At 64.7% G+C, this 24,621-nt stretch carries 27 protein-coding genes; 10 read left to right on the top strand and 17 right to left on the bottom strand.

Annotated features, from left to right (window positions below; translation table 11 throughout):
* Positions 1-5: 5 nt before the first annotated feature.
* The 11 genes from ACVIGA_RS18720 to ACVIGA_RS18770 form a co-directional block, all read right to left on the bottom strand.
* Complete coding sequence (locus tag ACVIGA_RS18720) at positions 6-1,040, bottom strand: D-alanine--D-alanine ligase family protein (protein ID WP_456667506.1); 1,035 nt, start codon at positions 1,038-1,040, stop codon at positions 6-8.
* Positions 1,037-2,020, bottom strand: coding sequence for a putative zinc-binding metallopeptidase (locus tag ACVIGA_RS18725; RefSeq protein ID WP_456667507.1), 984 nt, complete (start codon positions 2,018-2,020; stop codon positions 1,037-1,039). Before ACVIGA_RS18725 ends, ACVIGA_RS18720 begins: the two co-directional genes overlap by 4 nt.
* A gap of 167 nt (positions 2,021-2,187) precedes the next feature.
* The gene (locus ACVIGA_RS18730) at positions 2,188-2,565 is read right to left on the bottom strand and encodes a hypothetical protein (protein WP_456667508.1); all 378 of its coding nucleotides are present in this window, start codon (positions 2,563-2,565) and stop codon (positions 2,188-2,190) included.
* A gap of 68 nt (positions 2,566-2,633) precedes the next feature.
* A complete protein-coding gene (locus ACVIGA_RS18735; protein ID WP_456667509.1) occupies positions 2,634-3,917 on the bottom strand; it encodes an RNA polymerase sigma factor in 1,284 nt (427 codons plus the stop codon).
* A 31-nt stretch (positions 3,918-3,948) separates the two neighbouring features.
* Positions 3,949-4,299: a YciI family protein gene (locus ACVIGA_RS18740; RefSeq protein ID WP_028341793.1), complete on the bottom strand. Its 351-nt coding sequence runs from the start codon at positions 4,297-4,299 to the stop codon at positions 3,949-3,951.
* A gap of 15 nt (positions 4,300-4,314) precedes the next feature.
* Complete coding sequence (locus tag ACVIGA_RS18745; RefSeq protein ID WP_223972363.1) at positions 4,315-4,686, bottom strand: YciI family protein; 372 nt, start codon at positions 4,684-4,686, stop codon at positions 4,315-4,317.
* Positions 4,687-4,955: 269 nt separating this feature from the next.
* Positions 4,956-5,651: an AprI/Inh family metalloprotease inhibitor gene (locus ACVIGA_RS18750; protein ID WP_456667510.1), complete on the bottom strand. Its 696-nt coding sequence runs from the start codon at positions 5,649-5,651 to the stop codon at positions 4,956-4,958.
* Complete coding sequence (locus ACVIGA_RS18755) at positions 5,651-6,634, bottom strand: 2-hydroxyacid dehydrogenase (RefSeq protein WP_456667511.1); 984 nt, start codon at positions 6,632-6,634, stop codon at positions 5,651-5,653. The genes ACVIGA_RS18750 and ACVIGA_RS18755 overlap by 1 nt, the downstream gene beginning before the upstream one ends.
* Positions 6,634-7,422, bottom strand: coding sequence for an ABC transporter permease (locus ACVIGA_RS18760; RefSeq protein ID WP_456667512.1), 789 nt, complete (start codon positions 7,420-7,422; stop codon positions 6,634-6,636). The genes ACVIGA_RS18755 and ACVIGA_RS18760 overlap by 1 nt, the downstream gene beginning before the upstream one ends.
* On the bottom strand, positions 7,419-8,222 hold the full coding sequence (locus tag ACVIGA_RS18765) for an ABC transporter ATP-binding protein (protein WP_456667513.1): 804 nt from the start codon (positions 8,220-8,222) through the stop codon (positions 7,419-7,421). The genes ACVIGA_RS18760 and ACVIGA_RS18765 overlap by 4 nt, the downstream gene beginning before the upstream one ends.
* 15 nt (positions 8,223-8,237) lie before the next feature.
* Positions 8,238-9,275 (bottom strand): ABC transporter substrate-binding protein, encoded by a 1,038-nt coding sequence (locus tag ACVIGA_RS18770; RefSeq protein WP_456667514.1) that lies wholly within the window; start codon positions 9,273-9,275, stop codon positions 8,238-8,240.
* Between the two features lie 145 nt (positions 9,276-9,420).
* Here ACVIGA_RS18770 and ACVIGA_RS18775 point away from each other — a divergent pair, with 145 nt between their 5' ends.
* Complete coding sequence (locus ACVIGA_RS18775) at positions 9,421-10,227, top strand: creatininase family protein (protein ID WP_456667515.1); 807 nt, start codon at positions 9,421-9,423, stop codon at positions 10,225-10,227.
* Positions 10,228-10,373: 146 nt separating this feature from the next.
* Entirely contained in the window at positions 10,374-10,637 is a 264-nt protein-coding gene (locus tag ACVIGA_RS18780; protein ID WP_456667516.1) for a hypothetical protein, read from the top strand.
* Between the two features lie 133 nt (positions 10,638-10,770).
* Here the strand turns inward: ACVIGA_RS18780 and ACVIGA_RS18785 are convergent, their stop codons facing one another.
* Positions 10,771-11,040, bottom strand: coding sequence for a metal-sensing transcriptional repressor (locus ACVIGA_RS18785; protein ID WP_050403822.1), 270 nt, complete (start codon positions 11,038-11,040; stop codon positions 10,771-10,773).
* Positions 11,041-11,377: 337 nt separating this feature from the next.
* Between ACVIGA_RS18785 and ACVIGA_RS18790 the strand changes: the two genes are divergently transcribed.
* From ACVIGA_RS18790 to ACVIGA_RS18815, 6 genes are all read left to right on the top strand, one after another.
* Positions 11,378-11,671 carry a hypothetical protein gene (locus tag ACVIGA_RS18790; protein ID WP_456667517.1) on the top strand — a complete coding sequence of 98 codons (294 nt, stop codon included), beginning with the start codon at positions 11,378-11,380 and terminating at the stop codon, positions 11,669-11,671.
* A gap of 186 nt (positions 11,672-11,857) precedes the next feature.
* Positions 11,858-12,160 carry a hypothetical protein gene (locus ACVIGA_RS18795; protein ID WP_456667518.1) on the top strand — a complete coding sequence of 101 codons (303 nt, stop codon included), beginning with the start codon at positions 11,858-11,860 and terminating at the stop codon, positions 12,158-12,160.
* A gap of 3 nt (positions 12,161-12,163) precedes the next feature.
* On the top strand, positions 12,164-13,849 hold the full coding sequence (locus tag ACVIGA_RS18800) for an Nramp family divalent metal transporter (protein ID WP_456667519.1): 1,686 nt from the start codon (positions 12,164-12,166) through the stop codon (positions 13,847-13,849).
* Positions 13,846-14,085, top strand: a complete 240-nt coding sequence (locus ACVIGA_RS18805) for a hypothetical protein (RefSeq protein WP_456667520.1) — start codon at positions 13,846-13,848, stop codon at positions 14,083-14,085. The genes ACVIGA_RS18800 and ACVIGA_RS18805 overlap by 4 nt, the downstream gene beginning before the upstream one ends.
* A 307-nt stretch (positions 14,086-14,392) precedes the next feature.
* On the top strand, positions 14,393-16,387 hold the full coding sequence (locus ACVIGA_RS18810; RefSeq protein ID WP_456667521.1) for a carbohydrate porin: 1,995 nt from the start codon (positions 14,393-14,395) through the stop codon (positions 16,385-16,387).
* Positions 16,388-16,672: 285 nt separating this feature from the next.
* Positions 16,673-18,142, top strand: coding sequence for an FAD-dependent monooxygenase (locus ACVIGA_RS18815; RefSeq protein WP_456667522.1), 1,470 nt, complete (start codon positions 16,673-16,675; stop codon positions 18,140-18,142).
* A gap of 10 nt (positions 18,143-18,152) precedes the next feature.
* Here ACVIGA_RS18815 and ACVIGA_RS18820 read toward each other — a convergent pair whose 3' ends face one another.
* From ACVIGA_RS18820 to ACVIGA_RS18830, 3 genes are all read right to left on the bottom strand, one after another.
* Positions 18,153-19,778, bottom strand: coding sequence for an FMN-binding glutamate synthase family protein (locus tag ACVIGA_RS18820; RefSeq protein ID WP_456667523.1), 1,626 nt, complete (start codon positions 19,776-19,778; stop codon positions 18,153-18,155).
* A 511-nt stretch (positions 19,779-20,289) separates the two neighbouring features.
* Positions 20,290-21,159 carry a patatin-like phospholipase family protein gene (locus tag ACVIGA_RS18825; RefSeq protein WP_456667524.1) on the bottom strand — a complete coding sequence of 290 codons (870 nt, stop codon included), beginning with the start codon at positions 21,157-21,159 and terminating at the stop codon, positions 20,290-20,292.
* A 256-nt stretch (positions 21,160-21,415) separates the two neighbouring features.
* Entirely contained in the window at positions 21,416-22,189 is a 774-nt protein-coding gene (locus ACVIGA_RS18830; protein WP_097670994.1) for a ferredoxin--NADP reductase, read from the bottom strand.
* Between the two features lie 297 nt (positions 22,190-22,486).
* Between ACVIGA_RS18830 and ACVIGA_RS18835 the strand changes: the two genes are divergently transcribed.
* Positions 22,487-23,422 carry an ATP-grasp domain-containing protein gene (locus tag ACVIGA_RS18835; RefSeq protein ID WP_456667525.1) on the top strand — a complete coding sequence of 312 codons (936 nt, stop codon included), beginning with the start codon at positions 22,487-22,489 and terminating at the stop codon, positions 23,420-23,422.
* A gap of 25 nt (positions 23,423-23,447) precedes the next feature.
* Here the strand turns inward: ACVIGA_RS18835 and ACVIGA_RS18840 are convergent, their stop codons facing one another.
* Complete coding sequence (locus ACVIGA_RS18840) at positions 23,448-23,648, bottom strand: hypothetical protein (protein WP_223972313.1); 201 nt, start codon at positions 23,646-23,648, stop codon at positions 23,448-23,450.
* 25 nt (positions 23,649-23,673) lie between these two features.
* On the bottom strand, positions 23,674-24,030 hold the full coding sequence (locus ACVIGA_RS18845; RefSeq protein ID WP_456667526.1) for a response regulator: 357 nt from the start codon (positions 24,028-24,030) through the stop codon (positions 23,674-23,676).
* 201 nt (positions 24,031-24,231) lie between these two features.
* Between ACVIGA_RS18845 and ACVIGA_RS18850 the strand changes: the two genes are divergently transcribed.
* Positions 24,232-24,498, top strand: coding sequence for a hypothetical protein (locus ACVIGA_RS18850; RefSeq protein WP_223972309.1), 267 nt, complete (start codon positions 24,232-24,234; stop codon positions 24,496-24,498).
* The last annotated feature ends 123 nt before the right edge of the window (positions 24,499-24,621 follow it).

The following is a 24,621-nucleotide window of genomic DNA, read 5'->3' on the forward strand; positions in this document are numbered from 1 at the left end:
TCGGTTCAGCCCAGGGATACGCCGGCCTTGGCGCGGCTGATCCCGAGCGCCACGATGCGATTCAACAGTACCGGGTAGTCCAGTCCATCATGCCCCGCGGCTGTCGCGAACTCCTGGCTCTTGGCGATTTCGGGATTGGGATTGGCTTCAATGAAATACGGAACGCCATTGGTGGACAGGCGGAAGTCGATGCGCGCGTAGCCGTCGAGCCCCAGGGTCCGGTAGATGCGTTTCGCCAGCCGCTGAATATGGGCGGATAGTTCGGGCGTCAGATCCTCGGCCGGCCCGTCCGCAATTCCGATGCGCTCCTGATAGCTGGTGTCGTGCTTGACCTTTTCGGTGGCGATCTGGCGCGCAGCGGGGCCGCCCATGCTGCCGAACTTCAATTCCCAAACCGGCAGGACCCGCAGCCTGTTGTTGCCGATCACGCCGACATAGAGCTCGCGCCCCTCGATGAACTGCTCGGCGATCGCGGCCGTTCCGATCCGCTCATGGATGAAGGCGACACGCTCGGCGAGCTTCTCGTCTGTATCGACGATCGACGCCTGCGAGATGCCGAGCGATCCATCGCTGCTCAGGCTCTTGACGATCAGCGGCAGCGCAAGCCGCGGCGGCCGCTTGACCTTGCGGCGCATCGGGAACACCGCGAAGGCCGGCACCGGGATGCGGCGGTGATGCACCAGCGTCTTGGACAGATCCTTGCCGCGCGCCAGGATCAGGCCGCGCGGGTTGCACCCGGTATAGGGGATCTTCATCAGCTCGAGATAGCTCGCGATGTGCTGGTCATACACGACGTCGTAGTGAAACTCCTCCAGCAGCGTGAACACCACGTGCGGCTTGAAGCCCTCGATCTCGTCGCGCACCGGCTTGATTTCCTCCTGCACGCCGAGCGGACGCACGTCGTGCCCGGCCGCACGCAGGGTACTCACCACGTCGTATTCGGTTTTCCACTCATTGATTTCCCGCGCTGAGTATCCGTCGCTGGAGTCCGGCGGCACACAGTCCGGGTGCATCAGCACCAGAATGCGAAAGTGTTTCATAGCGCGATCCATTTCCGGCGCGACGGGCCGAACAGCGCGTGCATGGTCTTGGCTGTCAGCAGGATGGTGAAGTTGGTCACCAGCTTCTGCTCGGGGCCGACGGCACGCAGATTGAGCTCGCGGCAGCGCGATATCATGTCGTCGAGCACGGCATCGAGCGTCAACTGGTTCTCGCCGGTCCAGCGCGCGACCAGCTGCCTGACCTGAGCGCGATGCCGCCTGATGAAGGACGCAGCCGGCGGATGCCGGTGATGCCGCGGATCGGCGGAGAACAGCTTGGACAGATCGCGGTCGTAGGTCTTCGGCGGTGTGAAGGCGTAGAACGCCTGCTTCTTCTTGTAGTGTTCGCCCAGCGTCTGCTTGAGCGTATGCAGCGGATCGACCCGCTCGCGTGTCGTCAGCAGCGGCCGCTCGCCGGCAATCTCGCCCATCAGCTCGTCGACATATTCGAGCTTCTTCAGCGCCGGCCAGCCGGCATACCGGGTCCGCCAGTTGGAGCGCGGCCGCAGCCACACCGCGAAGGTCTCGGCGAAATCCTCGTCCGGATGGCTCTGCGCGTACCACAGCCGGAGATGCTGGACATAATTTCGGCTAGCCGGATTGGGCCGGTAGTAGCGCGGATAGTGTTGCGACGACGGACCGAACAGCTGCTGCCAGCGCCGGCGGCGTTGCAGCTGGTAGCCGTGCTGGATGGCGTGCCCCGCCTCGTGGCGGAGAATGGCCATGCACTCGGACCACGAGGCGCCCTCGACGTCGAGCATCATCTTCTTCTCGAGCTTCATCAGGCGGGGATGAGCGAGATAGAACGGAATGGCGATGCCGGGCACATCGGCCGGGCTGAACCATTCGCTCGAGATCCATGCATGCGGCCGCAGCCGGATGCCGCGCTCTTCGAGCTCTTCGTAGAGTGTGCTGACACAATCCGCGAGCCAGGTGCCTTCGACCGCAACCCTCAGACTGCTGAGGCGTTGCTCGAGCAACTGAGCATCCGTGAGCTTCTCCCAGGCAAATTTGCGGCGCGGCATAGGGTCCCAAAAGCCATGACAATTCAGAATTTTGAATGTTGTCATAGATAGGTTGGGGCTGGCAACAACCGCCGGGCCTTCGCGGTGGGCTCGGCCCGCGTGCCAATCTACCGCGCCGCGCGCTAAGGCTTGACCCAGCGCTGCACGGCAGTAGTGGTGTCGGCCGGGTTGGTGTTGAAGCAGATGGCGGCGCCGGGCGCGAGCCGGTGCACCAGATTGAGGATCGTCTCGAACAGCAGCAGCCGCTCCGGCGGCTCGCGCAACCCGGCACCGATCACGACGCAATCGTAGCGGCGCGCGTTGAGGGCCGCCGCCGTCACCGCTTCGGCCGTATCGCCGAGGTCGATGAGACAGCTTTCGACATCGTAGCCAAGCATCCGCAGGCCCTCGATCTGTGCGTCGATGTAGCTGCGCACGAGCTCGGGCGTGAATTGCGGCATGACGGACAGATCAACGAAGGTGGGGTCAAGCCCGATCGCCAGCACGGATGATTTCGTCATGGTCGCGGTTCCCTGACGCATTGCGATTCGGCGAACATGCCGGCGCTTTGCGTCGATCGCGAGGCCGTTCAGCCGCCAGCCTGCTCCTGCGCGGCGCGTGCCGCGACCGCGGCGCGCCGCTTGAGCAACTCACGCTCGCGCGCATTGCCGGCGAGTGCAGCGGCGGCCTCGAACGCGGTGTGCGCCTCCGCAAAGCGGCTCAGTCGGTGCAGCAGATCGCCGCGCACGCTTGGCAGCAGATGATAGGATTTCAGTGCCGGCTCGTCCGCGAGGCCGTCGACGATCGCGAGCGCCGCCAGCGGCCCTTCGGCCATGCCGATCGCGACCGCGCGATTGAGCGTGATGACAGGCGAATCCAGCAGCGCGGCGAGATCGCCGTAGAGGGCGGCGATGCGGCGCCAATCCGTCGCGTCAGGCATGTCGGCCTCGGCGTGGCAGGCGGCGATCGCGGCCTGCAATGCGTAGAAGCCGCCGGCGCCGCCGAGCTCGCGGGCGCGCGCCAGCGCCAGTCGCCCGCGGCGGATCTGCAGGCGATCCCACAGCGCGCGGTTCTGGTCCATCAGCAGGATCGGCTCACCGGCCGCATCGGTGCGCGCCGCCATCCGCGAGGCGTTGAACTCCATCAGCGCCAGCAGACCGTGCGCTTCCGGCTCGTTCGGCGCGATCGAGCTCAGCACACGGCCGATGCGCAGCGCCTCGTTGCAGAGCTGCGGCCGCAGCCACTCGTCGCCGCTTGCCGCGGTGTAGCCCTCGTTGAAGATCAGGTAGGCGACCTCGAGCACGGAGGCGAGCCGCTCCGACAGCGCCTCGCCGCGCGGCGTCTCGTAGGCAAGACCTGACTCCGACAGCGTGCGCTTGGCGCGCACGATGCGCTGGGCGATGGTCGCCTCCGCCTGCAGGAAGGCGCGCGCGATCTCCTCGGTGGTGAGACCGCAGATCATCCGAAGCGCCAGCGCGGCGCGCGCCTCGCGCGACAGCAGCGGATGGCAGGCGGTGAAGATCAGCCGCAGCAATTCGTCGCCGATATCGTCGTCGAGCGCGGCATCGAAATCCGGCATGGTCTCCTGCTCCCGCACCAGATCATGCGCCAGCATGCCGTGCTTTTCGGTCCGCATGCGGTTGCGCCTGATATGATCGAGCGCGCGCCGCTTGGCGGTCGTCATCAGCCAGGCACCCGGCTTCTCCGGCACGCCACTGAGCGGCCAGTGCTCGAGCGCGGCGATCAGCGCTTCCTGGGTCAGATCCTCGGCGAGCGGCACGTCGCGCAGCATCCGCGACAGGCTGGTGATCAGCCGCGGCTGCTCGATGCGCCACACACCGAGGATGGTGCGCTTGACCTCGTCCTCCGTCACGCCGACCACCGGCATGCGACGGAGGCGACGGTCAGCACTCCATGAAGGGGCGAACCTCGCATGACAGTTCCCAATCCGGCATATGGTCGAGATGAAGCTGCATGAACTCGACGGCGCGCGCCACGGCCTCCTCCTTGTCCTTCAGCTCGAACACGGCGTAGCCGCCGACCACCTCCTTGGCCTCCATGAAGGGACCGTCGGTGACGGTGAGCTTGCGATCCTTGATCTTCACTTCCGCGCCCGCCGTGCGCGGCAACAGCGCGCCGGTATCGAGCATGCGGCCGGCCGCGATCTCGCGTTCGGCGAGCTTGCCGATCGCCTCCCTCAAAGGTGGATTCGGCAGCATCGGCTTCTCCGCCACCAGGACATACATGAAGCGCATCGCCTGTCCTCCGGCTCACTCGGGACACTGTCCGGCAAAGCCCGCGAAGGCGCGGACCTCGCAGGTGCCTTGCCAGCCGGGCATGTGATCCTTGTGGAGCTGCATGAACTCGACTGCGAGCGCCACCGCTTCTTCCTTGCTGCCCAGCTCGAAGATCGCGTAGCCGCCGATCACTTCCTTGGCCTCGACGAACGGACCATCGACGACGCTGAGATGGCCGTCGACAATGCGGACCTGCGCGCCGGTCGCGAGCGGCATCAGCCCGCCGGTATCGACCATGCGGCCGGCCTTGATCTCGCGGTCGGCGAGCTTGTGCATGGCCTCCAGCAGCGCCGGGGTCGGCTGTGCCGGCGACTGGGGCGAGGTGACGATCGACATAAAGCGCATGAAATGCTCCTGTTTGCGGCAAGCCACGGGATTATCGCGGTGAAATCGGCTCGCTATGGGGAACGACGATCCGGGGCGTGCCGGATCGACAAGGAAAGCGAATTATTTTTGGAGAAAATGCATCAACTACGGCCGCAGCGGTAGTGCACCCGCTCTCCCGCTTGCGGGGGAGGGTTGGGGTGAGGGCATTGCCGCAAATGACGCCGTGCATTTGCGCGGAGAAAGCCTCCACCCGCCGCAAGCGGGAGAGGCAAGCGAGGGTTAGCGCCCTATTGCTCCCGCAACATGATCAGCGGGTCGGCGCTGTCGGGGACGCGGCGCCATTGGGCGTTGTCGTCGGCCTCGAACTGCCAGGTCTCGCCCTTGGGCGACATCAGGACCATCTGGCCATGGTCGAGCCGCCACAGCGTCGGGTTGAAGGCCGCGACCGCGGGATCGCATTTGCCCTTCAGGAACAACTGGAAATTGTCGTTGCCGGCCTCGGTGTTGGTCAGCACCAGCGCGCAGATCGCCTGGCCATTACCGCGGACCATCGACCAGTCGCCGATCATCTGGTCCATCGACTTGGCGAGCGCGCGCGCCGCTGCGAGGTTTTGCAGGATGTAGACGCCCTCGTTGGTGCGCATGCCCTCGAAGATGCCGGTCTCGACCTCGGTGAAATCGATCACCGCCTCGCCGGCCGCATTGTGCAGCCGCACGATGTCGCCGAGGCCCTTGATGCTCCAGCCCGTGATGTCCTTGGTGAAGGGCAGTGCGGCGGCGCAGGCCGGCTCGAGCTCGAGCTTGAAACCTTGCGGCGTCGCATCGCTCTTCAGCGTCACGACGCAGGTCTTGCTGCGCTCGGTGGTGGCGAGCTCCCACTGCCCGATCATGTCCTTTTTCAACGTCGAGACGTCCTGCGCGGCTGCCGGACCGCACGCGGCCAGCAGTACAAGCAGCACGAGGTTGAAGCGGGACAGCGGCATCAGCGGCCCTTCACCGGCGTTTCCGCAACCGGCGTCAGCGGCGGCTTGCCGGCGAACCAGTTCGTGATGTTGTCGACCATGAGCTGGTCCATCGCATTGCGCGTCACCACCGAGGCCGAACCGATATGCGGCAGCAGCACGACGTTCTGCATCGCCTTCAATTCGTCCGGCACGTTAGGCTCGGCCGCGAACACGTCGAGACCGGCGGCGAGAATGGTGCCGGACTTCAGCGCCGCGACCAGCGCCGGCTCGTCGACCACCGAGCCGCGCGCGACATTGATCAGCACGCCGCGCGGGCCGAGCGCCTTCAGCACGTCGGCATTGATCATCTTCGCCGTCGAGGCGCCGCCCGGCACGATGACGATCAGCGTGTCGACCGCCTTCGCCATCTCGATCAGATCGGGATAATGCTTGTAGGAGACGTCCTTGGATGGATTGCGCGAGTGATAGGACACCGGCACGCGCGAGGCCTCCAGCCGCCGCCCGATCGCCTGGCCGATCCGGCCCATGCCGACGATGCCGATCTTGCGATCGCGCAACGAGCCGACGCTGAGCGGATAATTCTGGGTCTGCCACAGGCCGGAGCGCACATAGCGATCGGCCTTGACGAATTCGCGCAGCGTCGCGATCAGCAGCCCCATCGCGACGTCGGCAACCTCTTCGGTCAGCACGTCGGGCGTGTTGGTGACCACAATATTGTGATCGCGGGCGTAATGGGAATCGACGTGGTCGTAGCCGACGCCGAAGCTGCCGACGATCTCGAGCTTCGGAAACATCGCCATCGCGGTCTTGTCGGTCGCCATCGTGTGATAGGTGACGGCGATGCCGCGGATCTTGGCCATGGTGTCGGGCGTTAGCCGCTCGAGGTCGCCGCGGCTCTCGGCCCGGTGCAGCACATACTGATCGGAAAAGCCGTTTTCGAGGATTGGCCGGATCGGTCCATAAACCAACAGATCGATCTTTTCGGAAGAAATCGGGGCCATCAATTGTCCTTTCCTAACGCGCTTTCATGCCAACGCCGCAACAGAAGGTGCGAAACTAGCGCCAGCACCCCATAGATGACAATCCCGGCCAGCGATAGCAGCAGAAGTGCTGCAAACATGCGGGGAATATTCAGCCGGTAGCCTGATTCAGCGATCCGGAAGGCAAGGCCCGAGCCGGCGCCGGCGCTGCCCGCCGCGATCTCGGCGACTACGGCGCCGATCAGCGACAGCCCGCCGGCGATGCGCAGGCCGCCGAGGATAAAGGGCAGCGCCGCGGGCAGCTTCAGGAACAGCAGCGTCTGCAGCCGCGAGGCGCCATAAAGTTGAAACAATCCGGCGAGGTTGCGGTCGACCGAGTTGAGGCCGAGCGTGGTGTTCGACAGCACCGGAAAGAACGCCACGATCCAGGCACAGACGATCACGGCGGTCTGCTGTTGCAGATAGATCAGGAGCAACGGCGCGATCGCGATCACCGGCGTGACCTGCAGCACCACCGCATAGGGGAACAGCGAATATTCCAGCCATTTCGACTGGTTGAACAGCAGCGCCAGCACGACGCCGCCGACCGCGGCGGCGATGAAGCCTTCGAGCGTGGTCAGCAGCGTGACGCCCAGCGATTGCGACAGCACCGGCCAGTCTGCGACCAGCGTTCTCAGCACCAGGAGCGGGCTCGGCAGCACATAGGGCTGGATGCCGTAGGCGCGGACGATCGCTTCCCAGAGCACGAGGCCCGCGGCAAACACCGCGAGCGGCAGCAGAAAGCGGACGAGGTGCTGCGGAGACTTCATGCGCCTGCCTGCCCTGCATAGGACGGCGCCAGCGCGCCCGAGACCTCGCGGCAGAACGCGGCATATTCGGCCGAGGTGCGGAACTCTTCACCACGCGGCTCCGACGAGGTGATGCGAAACTCGGCGCCGATCCGGCCCGGGCGCGCCGTCATCACGATCACGCGCTGCGAGAGATAGACCGACTCGAACACCGAGTGCGTCACGAAGATGACGGTCTTGTGCAGGTTGCGCCACAGCGACAGCAGGTCGTTGTTGAGGCGAAAGCGCGTGATCTCGTCGAGTGCCGCGAACGGCTCGTCCATCAGCAGGATATCGGGATCGGTGACCAGCGCGCGCGCCAGCGATACCCGCATCTTCATGCCGCCGGAGAGTTCGCGCGGATAGGCGGCCGCGAACTCCGCAAGCCCGACCTGATCGAGCGCCGCCTCGATGCGTGTATCGGCGTCCGTCGCCGCCGCGCGCGCGAGCTTGAGCGGCAGGCGGACATTGTCGCGCACATTGGCCCACGGCATCAGCGTCGGCTCCTGAAATACGAAGCCTACTCTGCGGCTGCCGCGCCGCTCGGCGCCGTGATGGGCGAGCTCGACCGTGCCGGCGCTCGGGGCGGCGAGACCGGCAATGAGGCGCAGCGCGGTAGACTTGCCGCAGCCGGAGGGTCCGAGCAGCGAGACGAACTCGCCGCTGACGACATCGAGGTCGAGCGGCCCGAGCGCCGTCACCCCGCTGTCGTAGGTCTTGGTGACGCCGCGCAGGCGCACCGCCCAAGCGGCATCAGGTCCGGACAACGCAGGCTCCGCCATCGCGCGTCCGCACCCTCAGTTCTTCGGCCGGAGCTCGACGCCGACCGCCTTGTTGACGAAGCGCAGCGTGTAGCCCTGGCGATAGTCGATCGTGCCCTTGACCACGCCGGCTCGCACCATCTTGTCGAAGAAGCTCGCCATCCGCTCGTCGGTCATGGCGCCGATGCCGTTCTTGATGGAATCGCCGGAATCGACGATGCCGTGCTCGCGCATCTTGGCGACGCAATAGGCCAGCAGCTCGTCGTTCATATCAGGGTTGAGCTTCTTGATCATCGCATTGCCGGCCGAGTTGTCGCCGTAGACGTAAGTGTACCAGCCGACCACAGAAGCATCGACGAAGCGCTGCACGAGGTCCGGCTTCTTGTCGACGAGGTCGCGGCGGGTCTCGATCAAGGTCGAGTAGGAGTTGAAGCCGTAATCGGCAATCAGCAGCACGTTCGGCTTGAAGCCGGCGGCTTTCTCCACCGCAAAGGGCTCCGAGGTGACGTAGCCCTGCATCGCGGTCTGCTTGTTCACGATGAAGGGCTGCGGATTGAAGGTGTAGGGCTTCACCTTGTTCTCGTCGAAGCCGTATTCGGACTTCAGCCACTGGAAGTAGCTGGTGATGCCTTCCTTCGAGATCAAAAGTGTCAGCGGTTTCAGATCCTCGATCTTGCTGACCTTGACCTCGGGATGGGTCAGGAAGACCTGCGGGTCCTTCTGGAACATCGCGGCGACCGCGACCAGCGGCACGTTGTTGGTGACGGCGTCGAAGGTCTGCAGCGAGTTCGCGCTCATGAAGAAGTCGAGCTTGCCCGCGATCAGGAGCATGCGGTTGTTCTCGTTCGGACCGCCGGGCACGATTGTGACGTCGAGGCCGTATTTCTTGTAGGTGCCGTCGGCGAGCGCCTGGAAGAACCCGCCATGCTCGCCCTCGGCGACCCAATTGGTGCCGAACGAGACCTTGTCCAAAGTCTTGTCCTGCGCCCGCGCCGGGAGGAGGCCCGCGGAAACGCCGAGGGTCGCGGCCAGAACGGCTGTAGTTAACGCTCGCGGCAAAAAGGCCGGGATCATGGTTGGACTCCGTCGATCATTATGGCCCATGATGGAAGGCGGGAAGACGCGCACCGCGCCCGGAGACGCGAACGCCTCACCGATGTTAAACAAACTAGCCTGCAAATCCATCCCATGAAACGCTTGTATTGAAACGACCGGCTTGATGACTTCTCAGCTTCCGCCCCGTGACTGGACCGCCATCCACTGGCCAGACCTCGCCAAGGACACGGCCGCGCGCTGGATCGCGGTGCTGCCGCTGGCCGCGACCGAGCAGCACGGGCCGCATCTGCCGCTCGGAACCGACGTCATGATCGGCGAGGCGTATCTGGCACGGGTTCAGGAACTGCTGCCGGCGGCCATCCCGGCGACGTTCCTGCCCCTGCAGCCGGTCGGCATCTCCACCGAGCACATCGATTTTCCGGGCACGCTGACCCTGCCGACGAAGGTGGCGCTGAACAGCTGGATGGCGCTCGGCGAGAGCGTGGCGCGCGCCGGCGTCAGGAAGCTCGTGATGGTGACGAGCCATGGCGGCAATTCCGCCGCGATGCAGCTCGTGGCGCAGGACCTGCGCGCGCAACACAAGATGCTGGTGGTGACCACGAGCTGGTCACGCTTCGGCACGCCGGACGGGCTGTTCGATTCCGACGAATTGCGCCACGGCATCCACGGCGGTGCGGTCGAGACCTCGATCATGCTGGCGAAATATCCGCAAGCCGTGCGCAAGGATGCGATCGCGGACTTCAAGCCCGCGAGCGTGCAGATCCAGAAGGATCACCGCCATCTGTCAACCCAGCGGCCGGCGCCGTTCGCCTGGCAGGCGCAGGACCTCAATCCGAGCGGCGCGATCGGCGATGCGACCAAGGCCTCGGCCGAGAAGGGCGAGCAGCTAATCGAGCACGGTGCACGCGCGTTCTGCGAGCTGCTCGCCGACGTCGACCGGTTCGATCCGGGCGTCTTCGGGGGCAACTGACCGGGAATTCCTTCGTCTTGGCAGAGGCCGACGAAACAATTCACGAAACCATATTTCCGGCACGGCCTTCGAACCGGAACCGAAAAGCCTCCGTCCAACGGGCATGCGGAACAAACCGGACCGCGCCCAACAGGATGGAGTATCCCATGTCGATCAAGACCAAGTTTGCCGCCCTCGCCCTCACCGCGCTCGCCGTGACCGGCACCATCACGTCCACCACGTCGCAGGCCAATGCCAAGCCGTATGGCTGGGGCTGGGGCGTCGGCGCGGGCCTCGTCGGCGCCGCCATCGTCGGCAGCGCGGTCGCGGCCAGTGACGGCTATTACGACGGCGGCTATCGCCGCTGCGTCTGGGTCCGCCAGTTCGACGCCTACGGCAACTACATCGGCCGCGTGCGCTCCTGCTACTGATCGACAGGTTTTTTAGAAGGCTGCGGATCCTGCGTTCGGCACGGGTCCTCATCCACCCCGTGTCGCGCACGACCCGTCCGGTCATCCCCCCGGGCGGGTCAACCGTTGCGAGCTCGCGACATGCGGGCTCGGATCACAGATATTTCGCGATCAGCCGGAAGTCGCGCAGCACGTTGCGGCCCTTCGGACCCGATGCCTTCAGCGTCTCCTCCAGGCTGTGGCCGATGTGATCGTGGATCAGCGCCTTCTTGGCGCTCTCGATCGCGCTCTCCACCGCCTGCAATTGCTGGGCGATCTGCGCACAGGGCCGGCCCTGCTCGATCATCTCGACGATGGTCTCGAGATGTCCGTTGGCGCGCTTCAGGCGCCGGGCAATCGCTGCGTGCGGATGGTCGTCTGACATTCGGCTCTCCTATCCTCCCTGGAGGATAATCATGATCCTCCCCGGAGGATAGCAGAATCGGCTTGACAGGCCATTGTGGCAGGCGTAGTGCCCGATTGCCGGAACATGCGTTCCGCACCGGGGTATGACCCCGGACATCAACCCGACCACGAGCCAACACAGAAGGCACATGGGCAGTAGCAACTCAGGCGACAGTAGACCGGCAACGGGACTGTTGACGCCGCAACATAGCAAGACTGATCGCGCAGATTTCGCCTGCGTGGATGGGTGGTCACGCCTCGCGTAACCGCCTGCTCCTCACCGGCCTGCCGCGCGACAGCGGAAGTGGAGGTGAGCGATGTTCGAAAAGCTCGCAAAATTCCGGCCGTTCGAGCCGCGGCAGATCCCGCCGCGGGCGGCCACCTATTCCAATGACAACCAGCCGGGTTTTCGCCGCCCGGCGGATCGCCGGCGTCCAACCCCGGCCTGTCATTGGATCCTGATCGACGGCCGCCCGGAGTGCCGGTGGATCGTCGAAACCACCCTTGAATCATCAACGAATGATCTCGATCGAGCGCGGCGCGCGGACCGGTTTTCCGGCCCGCGCGCAATACCTGCGCATTCCGCAGCAAAGATGACCGCAAGCGCCTGAAGGACCGACATGGACGAAGGACCTAGTCGTCCCGTTGCGCGTCATCGCGGCGCGGCAACGGGACTCCCTCCGGGGAACGACATCAATTTTGGAATAGCCGCTGCTCACGGCAGCGGAGCCTGCGCGCACGCATAGAGCTGCTCCGCGTCCCTCCTGCCGTGTCCAACACGCAGCGGGGAGACGACCATGAGCAAGACAAGTGACATCTTCGGGCAAACCCGTCGGCCGACCGTTGCCGGTGCCGTCAGGCGTCCGGCACCGGCCAACGACCCGCTCGTCCCGGTGATGCGGAGCATCGTCGGTCTCATCAACGAGAGCGCCGGCCTCGTGCGCCATGTCGCCGCGCTTGGCATCGCGCTGATGCTGGACACCGGCCGCGCGCCACCGCGGCGCCGGCCGGCTTCAGACTCCATCCCAGTGCCTGAAGCCGGCAACATCATCCGCTTTCCAACTCCCAAAACTACCAAACACGCAAATGAGAAGGAATGAGTCATGACCGTCGTCAATGACTTGAACGTGCACGCCTCCGATCGTGAGGCCACCACCAGCTCCGTCCGCACCGCGGTGCTCGACCGCGCGCATCTCGGTGACATCCATGGCGCGCTTGGAAGCATCGCCGAAGGTGACACCGCGCCGCGCGCGACATGGCTCGCCCGGCTGAAGACGCTGCTGGCGATCGTCGGCCCCGGCCTGATCGTGATGGTCGGCGACAACGATGCCGGCGCGTTCGGCACCTATACCCAGGCGGGGCAGAACTACGGCACCACGCTACTGTGGACGCTGCTGCTTTTGATTCCCGTGCTCTACGTCAACCAGGAGATGGTGGTGCGGCTCGGCGCCGTCACCGGCGTCGGCCATGCGCGGCTGATCTTCGAGCGCTTCGGCAAGTTCTGGGGCGCCTTCAGCGTCATCGACCTGCTGGTGCTGAACGCGCTGACCATCGTCACCGAATTCATCGGCATCACCTTCGCGCTGCATTTTCTCGGCGTCTCGCAGTTCTGGGGCGTGCTGGCCTCCGCTGTTATCGTGATGCTGGCGGTCTCGACCGGCGACTTCCGCCGCTTCGAACGCTTCGGCATCGTGCTGGTCGCAGGCAGCCTGCTGCTGGTGCCCGTGATCCTGATGGTGCATCCGCCGGTCGGGCAGATCGCGGCGGATTTCTTCGTGCCGAAGATGCCGCAAGACGCCAAGCTCAGCGAGGTGATGCTTTTGATCGTCGCCATCGTCGGCACCACGGTGGCGCCGTGGCAGTTGTTCTTCCAGCAGAGCTACATCGTCGACAAGCGGATCACGCCGCGCTTCATCCGCTACGAGCGGATGGATTTGTGCATCGGCATCGTGCTGGTCGTGGTCGGCGCCGTGGCGATGATCTCGTTCTGCGCCGAAGTGTTCGCCGGAAAGCCCGAATTCGGCAATTACACCGACGCGCTGGGGACCGCGGTCGGGCTCGAGAAATATGCCGGCCGGCTGCCGGCGGTGCTGTTTGCCCTCGCACTGCTGGATGCCTGCATCATCGGCGCGGCCGCGGTCTCCCTCTCGACCGCCTATGCGATCGGCGACGTGTTCGCGGTCAAGCACTCGCTGCACCGCAAGCCGTGGGATGCGAAAGGTTTCTATGGCGTCTATTGCGGGCTGATCGTGCTCGCCGCCGTGCTGGTGCTGACGCCGGGCACACCGCTCGGGCTGCTCACCAATGCGGTGCAGACGCTGGCCGGCGTGCTGCTGCCGAGCGCGACCGTGTTCCTGCTCTTGCTCTGCAACGATCGCCACATCCTCGGACCTTGGGTCAATTCCGTCAGGCTGAACCTGTTCACCGGCGCGGTGGTGGCGGGGCTGGTGATGCTGTCGGTGATCCTGACTGCCGCGGTGCTGTTCCCGGATCTCGGCGAGGCATGGATCATCGGCATCCTGGTCGGCGGCAGCCTGCTTGCACTTGCAGTCACCGCGGCGGTCAAGCTGTACGAGATGCTGTCGCACGGTCGCGCGTCCTCCCGCTTCAAGCACAAGCCGCCGCTGTTCGACCGTGACACCTGGCGGATGCCGCCGCTTGACCGGCTGCCGCCGGCACGGCTCAGCCCGCTGAGCCGGATCTGGATGCTGGTGCTGCGCGGCTACCTCGTCGTCGCTGCCGGCCTCGTGCTGCTGCGGATCGTCCAGCTCGCCACGGTGGGGGCGTGACGACGCTCGGCCGCGGCCGGCGATGGGGCGCGATCGTGTTGTTCAGGCTGGCGGGCGCCGTCCTGCGCGGCGCGACCGCGCTCTATCAGCGACGTGTGATTTCAGGCGCCGATCTGCGGACGGCGCTGTCGATAGCGCGATGCGTCGAACGGGCCGGCGCGAGGGTCGTGCTCGGCCGGCCATCGCAGCCGGCATTCATCAAGACAAGGGACGAAGACAATGGTGGCCTCGATTGAACGGTCGGATCTCGACCGATTTGCCACAGATGTGCGGTCGATCGCAGCCGATCAGGCTCGCGGCCTCGTGGCGTTACGCGACTGTCATAGTGGCGTGCAAATCGAAGAGGTATCCGGCGCACCTCAGTTGCTATTGCGAATTACTTGCAACAGGCGACAGGGGATGCTAGGTGCTGATCTGGCTTTGGATGGGACGACACGGATCGGACCGGGGACGGCGGGCGATGAATTCAAATCTCGGGTGGCAAGTGGCCGCCAAATCTGTAATGCCGGGCGAAACCGCCAACCATTCGCGGAAAGCCGCGTCATGACCTGCGTCCGCCTCTTCCGGGTTCGGATCGCCGCCGGCGCAGCGCTCGGCGCGGCGGCGCTCGGCACGTCGGCGGCCGCGGCCGATCTGCCGCTCAAGTCTCCCGCCGCCAAGGCGGTGTACAGCTGGACCGGCTTCTACGTCGGCGCCCATGTCGGCTATGGCGACGGCACGCTGGGTCCGGGCACTAACCCGATCCTGGAACAGGGCGTGTTCTTTCCGCCCACGATCACCGGCGGGATCGGCGGCTTCCAGGCTGGATACAACAAGGAATTTGCCAACCGCTTCGTGCTCGGCGTTGAGGCGGATGCAACCTTCACCGGCCCGACCGACCTGCCGCGGCGCGTGCTCGGGCCCTTCAACTCGTCGATCGACTATGTCGGCACGCTGCGCGGCCGCGCCGGTTACAGCTTCGGCACCTGGATGCCCTATGTGACCGGCGGCTTCGCCTGGGGACACACCGAGGTCAGGGTCAATGATGCCGGCGGCAATGTGATCTCGCAGCCCGGCCAGTACCAGACCGGCTGGACCGTCGGCGCCGGCGCCGAATTCGCAGTGAGCGGCAATTGGACGGCCAAGGTCGAATACGACTACATCGACCTGTCGCGCCGTACGCAGGGTCTCAACGATTTCGGCATGCCCGGCGTCAGCATCGACCCGCGCATTCACCTGCTGAAGTTCGGCCTGAACTACCAGCTCGGCGATTCGCCCTGGTCGGCGACGCCGACGCGCAACTCGCTGCCGGAATCGAGCGACTGGAGCGTGCACGGACAGACGACGCTGCTCGGTCAGGGCTATCCGTCGTTCCGCGCGCCCTATACCGGCACCAACAGCCTTCCGGGCCCGGGGCAAATACAACAGACCTGGACCACGACGGCGTTTCTCGGCGTGCGGCTCTGGGAAGGCGGCGAGTTCTATTTCAATCCGGAGACGGCGCAGGGCTTCGGCCTCAACGGCACGCTCGGTCTGGCCGGCTTCTCGAACGGCGAAGCGCAGAAGGCCGGCGCCGAATTCCCGAAGATCCGGCCGCAGCGCTATTACTTCAAGCAGACCTTCGGCTTCGGCGGCGAGCAGGAGGACGTCCCCGACGGCCCCAACCAGATCGCGGGCAAGCGCGACATCGACCGCCTCACGATCGTGGTCGGGCGCTTTGCGGTGGGCGACTTCTTCGACGGCAATTCCTACGCCAAGGACCCGCGCGCCGACTTCATGAATTGGGCGATGTGGGCCTCCGCGGCCTACGACTTCCCTGCCGATCTGCCCGGATACACCCGCGGCGCCGTGGTCGAGCTCAACCGCAAGGACTGGGCGGTGCGCGCCGGCGTGTTCCAGGTGCCCAATGCACCGAACAGCGACGTGCTGATCTTCAACGCCAACAATGGCGGCGCGGTGGTGGAATTCGAAGGCCGCTATTCGATCTTCGATCAACCCGGCAAGCTGCGCGTCGGCGTGTTCGGCAATCGCGGCAACACCGGCAATTATCGCCAGGCGCTCGCGATCGAGGACGCCAATCCCGGGCTCGACATCAACGACGTGATGGCCGGTATCCGCAAGGACAACACCAAGTACGGCTTCTATTTGAACGGCGAGCAGCAGATCGCAACCGATGTCGGCCTGTTCGGCCGCCTCAGCTGGAACGACGGCCGGAACGAGATCCTGTCGTTCACCGATGTCGACCGCAGCGTCTCCGGCGGCGTGTCGATCAAGGGCAGCACTTGGGGCCGGGCGAACGACACGATCGGCATCGGCGGCGCGGTCAACGGACTGTCATCGGCGCATCGCGACTACCTCGCCGCCGGCGGCCTCGGCCTTCTGATCGGCGACGGCGCGCTGAACTACAGCCCGGAGCGGATCTTCGAGACCTACTATGCCTACCAGGTGAACAAGAGCCTGACGCTGACCGCGGACTATCAGTTCATTACCAACCCCGCCTACAACGCCGATCGCGGCCCGGTGCACATCTTCTCCGGCCGTATCCACGGCGAGTTTTGAGTCCCAACGTCGTCCCGGCGAAGGCCGGGACCCATAGCCACCGCTGTCTGTGGTTATGGCAGGCTGGGGCCACAGCGAGGCAAACACAACATCCTGTGGTTATGGGTCCCGGCCTTCGCCGGGACGACATTGAATTTGTCGCGCAGTTCTTCGCTATGTGAGCTGGATTGGTCGGGGCTGCAAACGCCCTCTTCCCACTTAGATATATGTAGCCCCCCCCCGGGCTTGCCGCAAGCCCGGGGTCATCCCGTAGAACGCGCGCCCAATCGAACGGAGGAGTGCGGGATGCGGGAACATGCTGTGGTGATTGCCGGCGGAGGACCGACCGGGCTGATGCTGGCGTGCGAGCTGGCGCTGGCCGGCGTCGATGTTGCGATTGTCGAGCGGCGCGCGAGGTCGGACCTGATCGGCGCGAGGGCGGGTGGCCTGCACGCACGCACCATCGAGGTATTCGACCAGCGCGGCATCGGCGACCGCTTCGTCGCGCTGGGCACGCGGCATCCGGCGGTGCTGTTCCACTCGCATCTGGTTCCGCTCGAGATCGGCGACTTCCCGACCCGGCGCAATTTCACCCTCGGGCTGCGGCAGAACCATATCGAGCGCGTGCTCGGCGAATGGGCCGACGAACTGGCGGTGCCGATCGAGCGCGGGCGCGAGGTGACCGGCTTCACGCAGGACGACGATGGCGTCGACGTCGCGCTGTCGGATGGCCAATTGCTCCGGGCGCAGTATCTCGTCGGCTGCGACGGCGGCCGCAGCATCGTCCGCAAGACGGCCGGCATCGAATTCGCCGGATGGGATCCGACCAGGAGCTGGCTGATCGCCGAGGCCGAGATGTCAGACGAACCGGAATGGGGCTTTCGCCAGGACGACGCCGGCATCTATGCCATCGGCAAGGTGGAAGACGGTGAACGGGTGCGGCTCGTGCTGACCGAGCCGCAACTCGGCACCGACAGGGAGCCGACCCTGGGCGACGTCAGCGAGCGGCTCGTCGCGGTCTACGGCACCGATTTCGGCATCCACAGTCCGGTCTGGATATCACGCTTCACCGACATGACCCGGCAAGCCGTGACCTACCGCAAGCAGCGCGTGCTGCTGGCCGGCGATGCCGCCCATGTGCATCCGCCGATGGGCGGACAGGGCCTCAATATCGGCGTGCAGGACGCCGTGAATCTGGGCTGGAAGCTCGCCCAGGTGGTCAAGCAGGCATCGCCGGACAGCCTGCTCGACAGCTATCAGACCGAACGCCATCCCGTGGCGGCTCGCGTGCTGCGCAACACCATGGCGCATGTTGCGCTCAGCCGAACCGATGCACGCAGCAAGGCGCTGCACGAAATCGTCTCCGAATTGCTGCGCATGGACGAGCCGCGCCGAAAATTCGCCGCGATGATGTCGGGTCTCGACCTGCATTACGATCTCGGCGACGGCCATCCGCTGCTCGGACGCCGCATGCCCGATCTCGATCTGGTGACGACCAACGGCTCGCTGCGGGTCTTCGCGCTGCTGCATCAGGCACGGCCGGTGCTGCTCAATCTTGACGAGCCCGGCAGCATCGACATCGCGGGATGGAGAGATCGGGTTCGGCTGGTTGATGCCGATTATGCCGGCGCGTGGGAGCTTCCCGCGCTCGGAACGGTTGCGGCGCCCGGCGCGGTGCTGGTCCGGCCCGACGGCTATGTGGCGTGGGTCGGAGGAGACCGGGATCAGCCAGGCCTCACGGAGGCGCTGACCAAGTGGTTCGGCGCGCCGGCGTAGCTGGGTGCCCCTACCCCGCCGGCTGGAACGAATCCGCGCGCGCCATCGCCCAGGCTTCGCGGAAGCGGGGATCCTGGGTGCCTTCGAGCAGTTCGCCCGGGCGCAGCGTCGGATAGAGTTGCGCGAAGGTGCGGACGTCGGTGGTCGAGCTCCGCTGCGAGAAGTGGATCGGGCGCAGGTCCTGGGTGTGCTCGAGGCCGGCGGCCGCGAGCAGCTCGGTCAGCGCGTGCAGAGTCGCGTGGTGGTAGTTGTAGACGCGGTCGATCTTGCCGGGCACGTAGAGCGCGCGGTTGCGGATCGGGTCCTGCGAGGTGACGCCGGTCGGGCAGCGATCGGTGTGGCAGCTCAGGGACTGGATGCAGCCGAGCGCGAACATGAAGCCGCGCGCCGAATTACACCAGTCGGCGCCGATCGCCATCGCGCGCGCCATGTCGAAAGCGGTCGCGATCTTGCCGGCGGCGCCGATCTTGATGCGATCGCGCGCGCCGATGCCGATCAGCGCGTTGTGGACGAAATTGACGCCCTCGCGCATCGGCATGCCCAGATGATCCATGAACTCGAGCGGCGCGGCACCGGTGCCGCCCTCATTGCCGTCGACCACGATGAAGTCGGGATAGAGCCCGCTCTCCTTCATCGCCTTGCAGATCGCCAGGAACTCCCAGGGATGGCCAATGCACATCTTGAAGCCGGCCGGCTTGCCGCCGGACAGTTTGCGCATCTGGGCTATGAATTCCATCATCTGCAGCGGCGTCGAGAACGCCCTGTGATAGGCCGGCGAGATGCAGTCCTCGCCCATCGGTACGCCCCGGATCTTGGAAATCTCCTCGGAGACCTTTGCGGCCGGCAGCACGCCGCCATGGCCGGGCTTGGCGCCCTGGCTGATCTTGAGCTCGACCATCTTGATCTGGTCGTCGCCCGCGACGCTTGCGAACAGCTCCGGATTGAAGGTGCCGTCACGGTTGCGGCAGCCGAAATAGCCGGAGCCGATCTCCCAGATGATGTCGCCGCCCATCTCGCGGTGATAGGGGCTGACGCCACCCTCGCCGGTGTCGTGGGCGAAGCCGCCCTTCTTGGCGCCCGCATTGAGCGCCCGCACCGCGTTCGGGCTGAGCGCGCCGAAGCTCATCGCCGAGATGTTGAAGACCGAGGCCGAATACGGCCTGGTGCAGTCGGGACCGCCGATCGTGATGCGGAATTTCTCCTCGGCGCGCGGCTTCGGCGCCACCGAATGATGCATCCACTCATAGCCCTCGCGATAGACGTCCTCCTGGGTGCCGAACGGCCGCTTGTCGAGCACCATCTTGGCGCGCTGATAGACCAACGCGCGGGTGTCGCGGGAGAACGGCATGCCGTCCTTCTCGCTCTCGAAGAAATACTGCCGCATCTCCGGGCGGATTTCCTCGAGCAGGAAGCGCATATGCGCCGAAATCGGGTAGTTGCGCAGCACCGCATGGTTCTTCTGGGTCAGGTCGCGGATGCCGAGCAATGTCAGCGCGCCGAAGATCGCGAGCGGAATCACAACGATCTTGAAGACCTTGTGGTCGAAAATCCCGACCAGCAGCAGCAGTGCGGTGACGACGGCGCAGATCGTCAGCACGATGAAGCGCGGCGAGAACGGAAGCAGCATCGTATCCATCAAATCTCTCCGGTCTGCCTTGAATACCCTGTCGGCGGTGAGCCTAATCCAACTCGCGGAACAAGTGCACTACGGTTATACGGCCGAGCAGTCACAGATGTGACAACCGCCCGGATGGGCGGGTACGGCACCAGGCAAATTGAAACGAAATCGCCTTTTGCAGTGCAACGCAGCGGAGCTTCGCAAAGGCTGCGCCCCCTCTCCCGCTTGCGGGCAGGCCGCACTGCCAAAATAACGAAAACAACCCCATGCAAAGTAGCCGGCGGACCCGGCAACTTGACTCGTCGGGCAAATCAGCGGCATTCTTCCATTATTCCGAAATCGTGCAGACGCCTCTCGCGGTGTCATCACCCGCGCATGCGGGTGATCCAGTATTCCAGAGACGTCCGTGCTTGAATCGAGAAGCCGCGGCGTACTGGATCGCCCGGTCCATGTGCGCAATTGCGCACAGGCCGGGCGATGACAGTTGTGGACGAGGATGTAGCCTCACAGGGAAGAGCCCCGTCCGGCATCAATGGTCGTGCGGCTGCAATTCGTGGGGGATGTGCCCCGCCTTCAGGCCGTCGCTGGCGAGCCATGCATTGGTGGTGTCGAGGGCGCGGGCGATGTGATCTGACGTCCGGGAGAAATCATAGGGCGAGCCGACCAGCGGGCACAGCGGCGGCACCACGAAATACTCGACGTCGGGGCCGATATTCTCGAGCTCGTTGACGAGCTGCCGCGCGATCAGCAGCGTCAGCGCATGCAGCGCATTGGCGAGCGCGCCGACCGGCGGCGCCTGGTTGGCGCAGGCATGCCCGGTCGGCAGCACGATCAGGCGCTTTGCCCCATGCTTCACGGCGACGCGGACCGGCGTGTTGCTGGAGATCGCGCCGTCGGCGAGGTAGCGATTGCGGTAGTGCACCGGCGTAAACGCACCGGGGATCGCGGTCGACGCAACGATCGCCTCGGCCGCGGAGCCTTCCGACAGCACCACGCTGTCGCCGCTGATGATGTCGGTCGTGACGATGTGGATCGGCAGCCGCGCGTCCTCGAGATCGCGGAACGGGATGTAATCCTCGATCAGCCTGCGGACGCCGTCATGCGGGATCAGGAAGTCGCGCCGCCACAGGAAGCCCACCAGCGTCCGCCAGCTCACCGGAAACACGTCCTGCCGGTTCAGGCCGCGCCAGATCTCGGCCAGCCGCGCCACGCCCGAGACCGTCGGGTCGCCGGCATAGAACGCGCCGTTCAAGGCGCCGACGCTGGAGCCGACCACCATGTCGGCGGCGACGCCATGCGCGGCCAGCGCCTGCAGCATGCCGACCTGAACCGCGCCAAAGCTGCCGCCGCCGGCGAACACAAAGGCGGTCTTCGGGGCATCCGGATCGGTGATGGACAAGGTGCGGCTCCCTCGGGTCGCCGCGTTCGGGGAACGGCTGCGCGGCGTTGGGGGCGTTATAGCAGTGGGGGAATGGACGGCGCTATATCAGGCGTCATTCCGGGGCGATGCGAAGCATCGAGCCCGGAATCCATAACCACAAATGCAAAAGGCTGGAGCCAGATGGGGCCCCAGCCTTCGACAAACAAAGAGCAGTGGTTATCGATTCCGGGCCCATCGCTTCGCGATGTCCCGGAATGACGAAGTGGAAGGAGCCTTAGCGCTCGACGAACGCCTTCTCGATCACGAAGTGACCGGGCGTGTTGCCGCTGCCTTCCTTGAAGCCACGGGTCTCGAACAACTGCTTCAGCTCGTCCAGCATCGCCGGGCTGCCGCACATCATGATGCGGTCGGTCTCGATGTCGAGCGGGCCCTGATGCAGGTCGGTGAACAGCTGGTTCGAGGTGATCAGGTCGGTGATGCGGCCGCGGTTGCGGAACGGCTCGCGCGTCACGGTCGGATAGTACGACAGCTTCTCGGACAGCAGCGGCCCGAACAATTCGTCGTCGCGCAGCTTGGCCACCAGCTCCTCGCCATAGGCGAGCTCGGAGACCTGGCGGCAGCCGTGCACGAGCAGGATCTGGTCGTAGCGATCGTAGACCTCGGGGTCCTTGATCAGGCTGGCGAACGGCGCAAGGCCGGTGCCGGTCGACAGCAGCATCAGCCGCTTGCCGGGAATCAGATTGTCGGTGATCAGCGTGCCGGTGGCCTTGCGGCCGACCAGGATGGTGTCACCCTCGCGGATCTTCTGCAGCTTGGAGGTGAGCGGGCCGTCCTGCACCTTGATCGAGAAAAACTCGAGCTCTTCCTCGTGGTTGGCGCTCGCCATCGAATAGGCGCGCAGCAGCGGCCGGCCCTCGACCTCGAGGCCAATCATGGCAAACTGGCCATTCTGGAAGCGGAAACCGGAATCGCGGGTGGCCCGGAAGCTGAAAAGCGTATCGGTCCAGTGCTGAACAGAAAGAACTTTCTCTCGATAGAACGCGCTCATGGGTTTTCGTTTTCTCGACTGATCAGATTTAGAATGGTTTGATTTCTAGACTGCTCGCGACGGCGCTGAAGTGGCCGAAATCATTGAAGATCTCGCGTTTCCATTGCGCCAATGCATGAGATAGTCAAGATCAACTGGCGTGCAATTGCGATCTCAGAATGGCAGTCGTCCGATTTCGCGCAGAGGTTCAGCCACGACATCGTTAACACGTGGCGCTGCAGGTAATTTACTTGCTGAGATCGCCGCCGATCTGTCAATTAATTGCTACGAAAGCCGCGGTGAAGGGAAAATGATCTCGTGGTCCTGATCAGCCAGCGAATCTTCCTGGAAACCATCAAAAAATATTGTTTGGCGCGCTCGATTGCCGTCGAGGTGCGATCCGGCGGCTGGCTGGTCATCATGACCAAAGGCGGCACGCGGCGACTTGCGATCGCTTACGACATCGGACTGAACAGCGCGGTCGCGCATCAGGTCGCCAACGACAAATCGGCCTGCGCCGAAGTGCTGGCATCGGCCGGCGTATCAGCCATTCCGCACAGACTGTTTCTTGGCAGCAAGCTCAGCAAGCACATCCCCGGATCGGACTCGCTGGATGCGATGCTGCTTCTGCTCGCGCAGCATCCGCACGGCCTCGTCGTCAAACCCAACGAGGGGACATCCGGCGAGCTGGTCTTCCGCGTCACGACGCGAGCGCAACTGGAGACCGCGGTCGCACGCATCCTCGCCGCGCACCCGAGCCTTACGATCTCGCCTTACGTCGAGATCAAGGACGAGGTGCGCGTCGTACTGCTCGATGATCGCGCGCTGATCGTCTACGGCAAGACACGGCCGTCGGTGATTGGCGACGGCGTTCGCTCGCTGCGCGCGCTGGCAGAGGCGACCGCGACGGCCGAACAGTTGAAGGCCCTCTCCGAGGATTTCGATGCCGCCGCACTCGATGCCATTCCGCCCGCCGGCGAACGGCTTCTGCTCAACTGGCGGCACAATCTCGATGCCGGCGCCGAGCCCGCGCTGCTCACCGATGCCGCGACACGCGAGGCCTGCGTCGCGCTCGCGACCAAGGCCGCGCAAGCGGTCGGCATCCGCTTCGCCTCCATCGACGTCGTGCGCGTTGACGGCGGTTGGCAAGTGCTCGAGGTGAATTCGGGCGTGAAGATGGAAGCGCTGGGCCGCCGACATCCGGCGCTGGTCGAGGCGGCGTATTCGGCGGCGCTGGACGAAGTGTTCGCGTAAGCGACGTACTTGCCTTTAGCTCCGATCATTCTCGCGGGTGTTCTTTCTCAAAGGCGGCGACAATCAGTTCCGATTGCTCGACCTGTGCGGTGAGGCGGTCGATCTCGGCTTGCGTCTCCGGAAACACGTCAGCGCCTGCCGTATTTCCGGATTGCAACTCGGCGAGCAGTTCACGATTCTTCGTGATCTGCTCGCGGTGCCAATCGATTTCGGGATCGTCTTGCATAGGCCAGGTCTCGATCGGCTAGGGACTACGACGCCAGCTCGCGCAGCAGAGTGGATGGATAAACCGGCTTGGCAAAGAATTTGACGCCGTCTGGCAGATCGCTGGGCGGCGCCAGGCCCGAGATCACGAGCACGCGCACGCCCGGGTCGCAATCCAGGGCCCATTGTGCGAGTTCAATGCCGTTCATTCTGCCCGTGAGCTTGACGTCGGTGACCAGCAGCGACGGGTGACGCATCTTGATGGCAAGCGCAGCCGTCTCGCCGTCTTCGCATTGGATGACGTCGAAATGCCCTTCCTTCAACAACAGCGCAATCATGTCGCGCTGAATCGTGTCGTCTTCGACCACAATCGCGGTTTGGTGAATTGAGCTCGCGTAGCCCATGACAACCTCCAAACGGTCAACCCCGGTGTTCAATGATCGGGGACGCTTAAAGTTCTGGTTCCAGACTCGATAACCGGCAGGTTCCGGCGGACGTTTGCAAGTTCCGAGCGGAACAACATTCGAGGCTGGCGCGTCATTGATGAGAGACGAGCCGGATGGTTCGGGCCTGGGGAAAGGAAGTCGTGCCAGGAGGCAAAGCTGATGAAGAACGCTGTACGCTCCGATCAGGATTTTTCTGAACCCTACAAAGCCGACGCGGCGGCTGGCGCGCCGAGCTATCTGTTCTCTCGACGACGGGGCGAAGACCCGGTACCGGGTGCCAATGACATGCGACATCAGGCGATAGAGCGAGAGACGACCGGTTCGCTTGTCGATCCCTTTGGCGCTCGCCTGCCGCACGACATCGTTTCCGAGATGGAAGCAGAGCTCAAGCAGCAGGTCGATCGGCTTGTCGCGGAGCGACACTAGAGCCTATCCCGTTCCGATTGAATCGGAACGGGGCTCTAGACACTTGTTCTGACGCGTTTTCTTCGCGCGAACCGGTATCCACTTCGCTCGAAAACGCTCTAGCTGGTGAAGTGACGAGTTCGC

It is taken from the genome of Bradyrhizobium sp. USDA 3240, assembly GCF_054063295.1.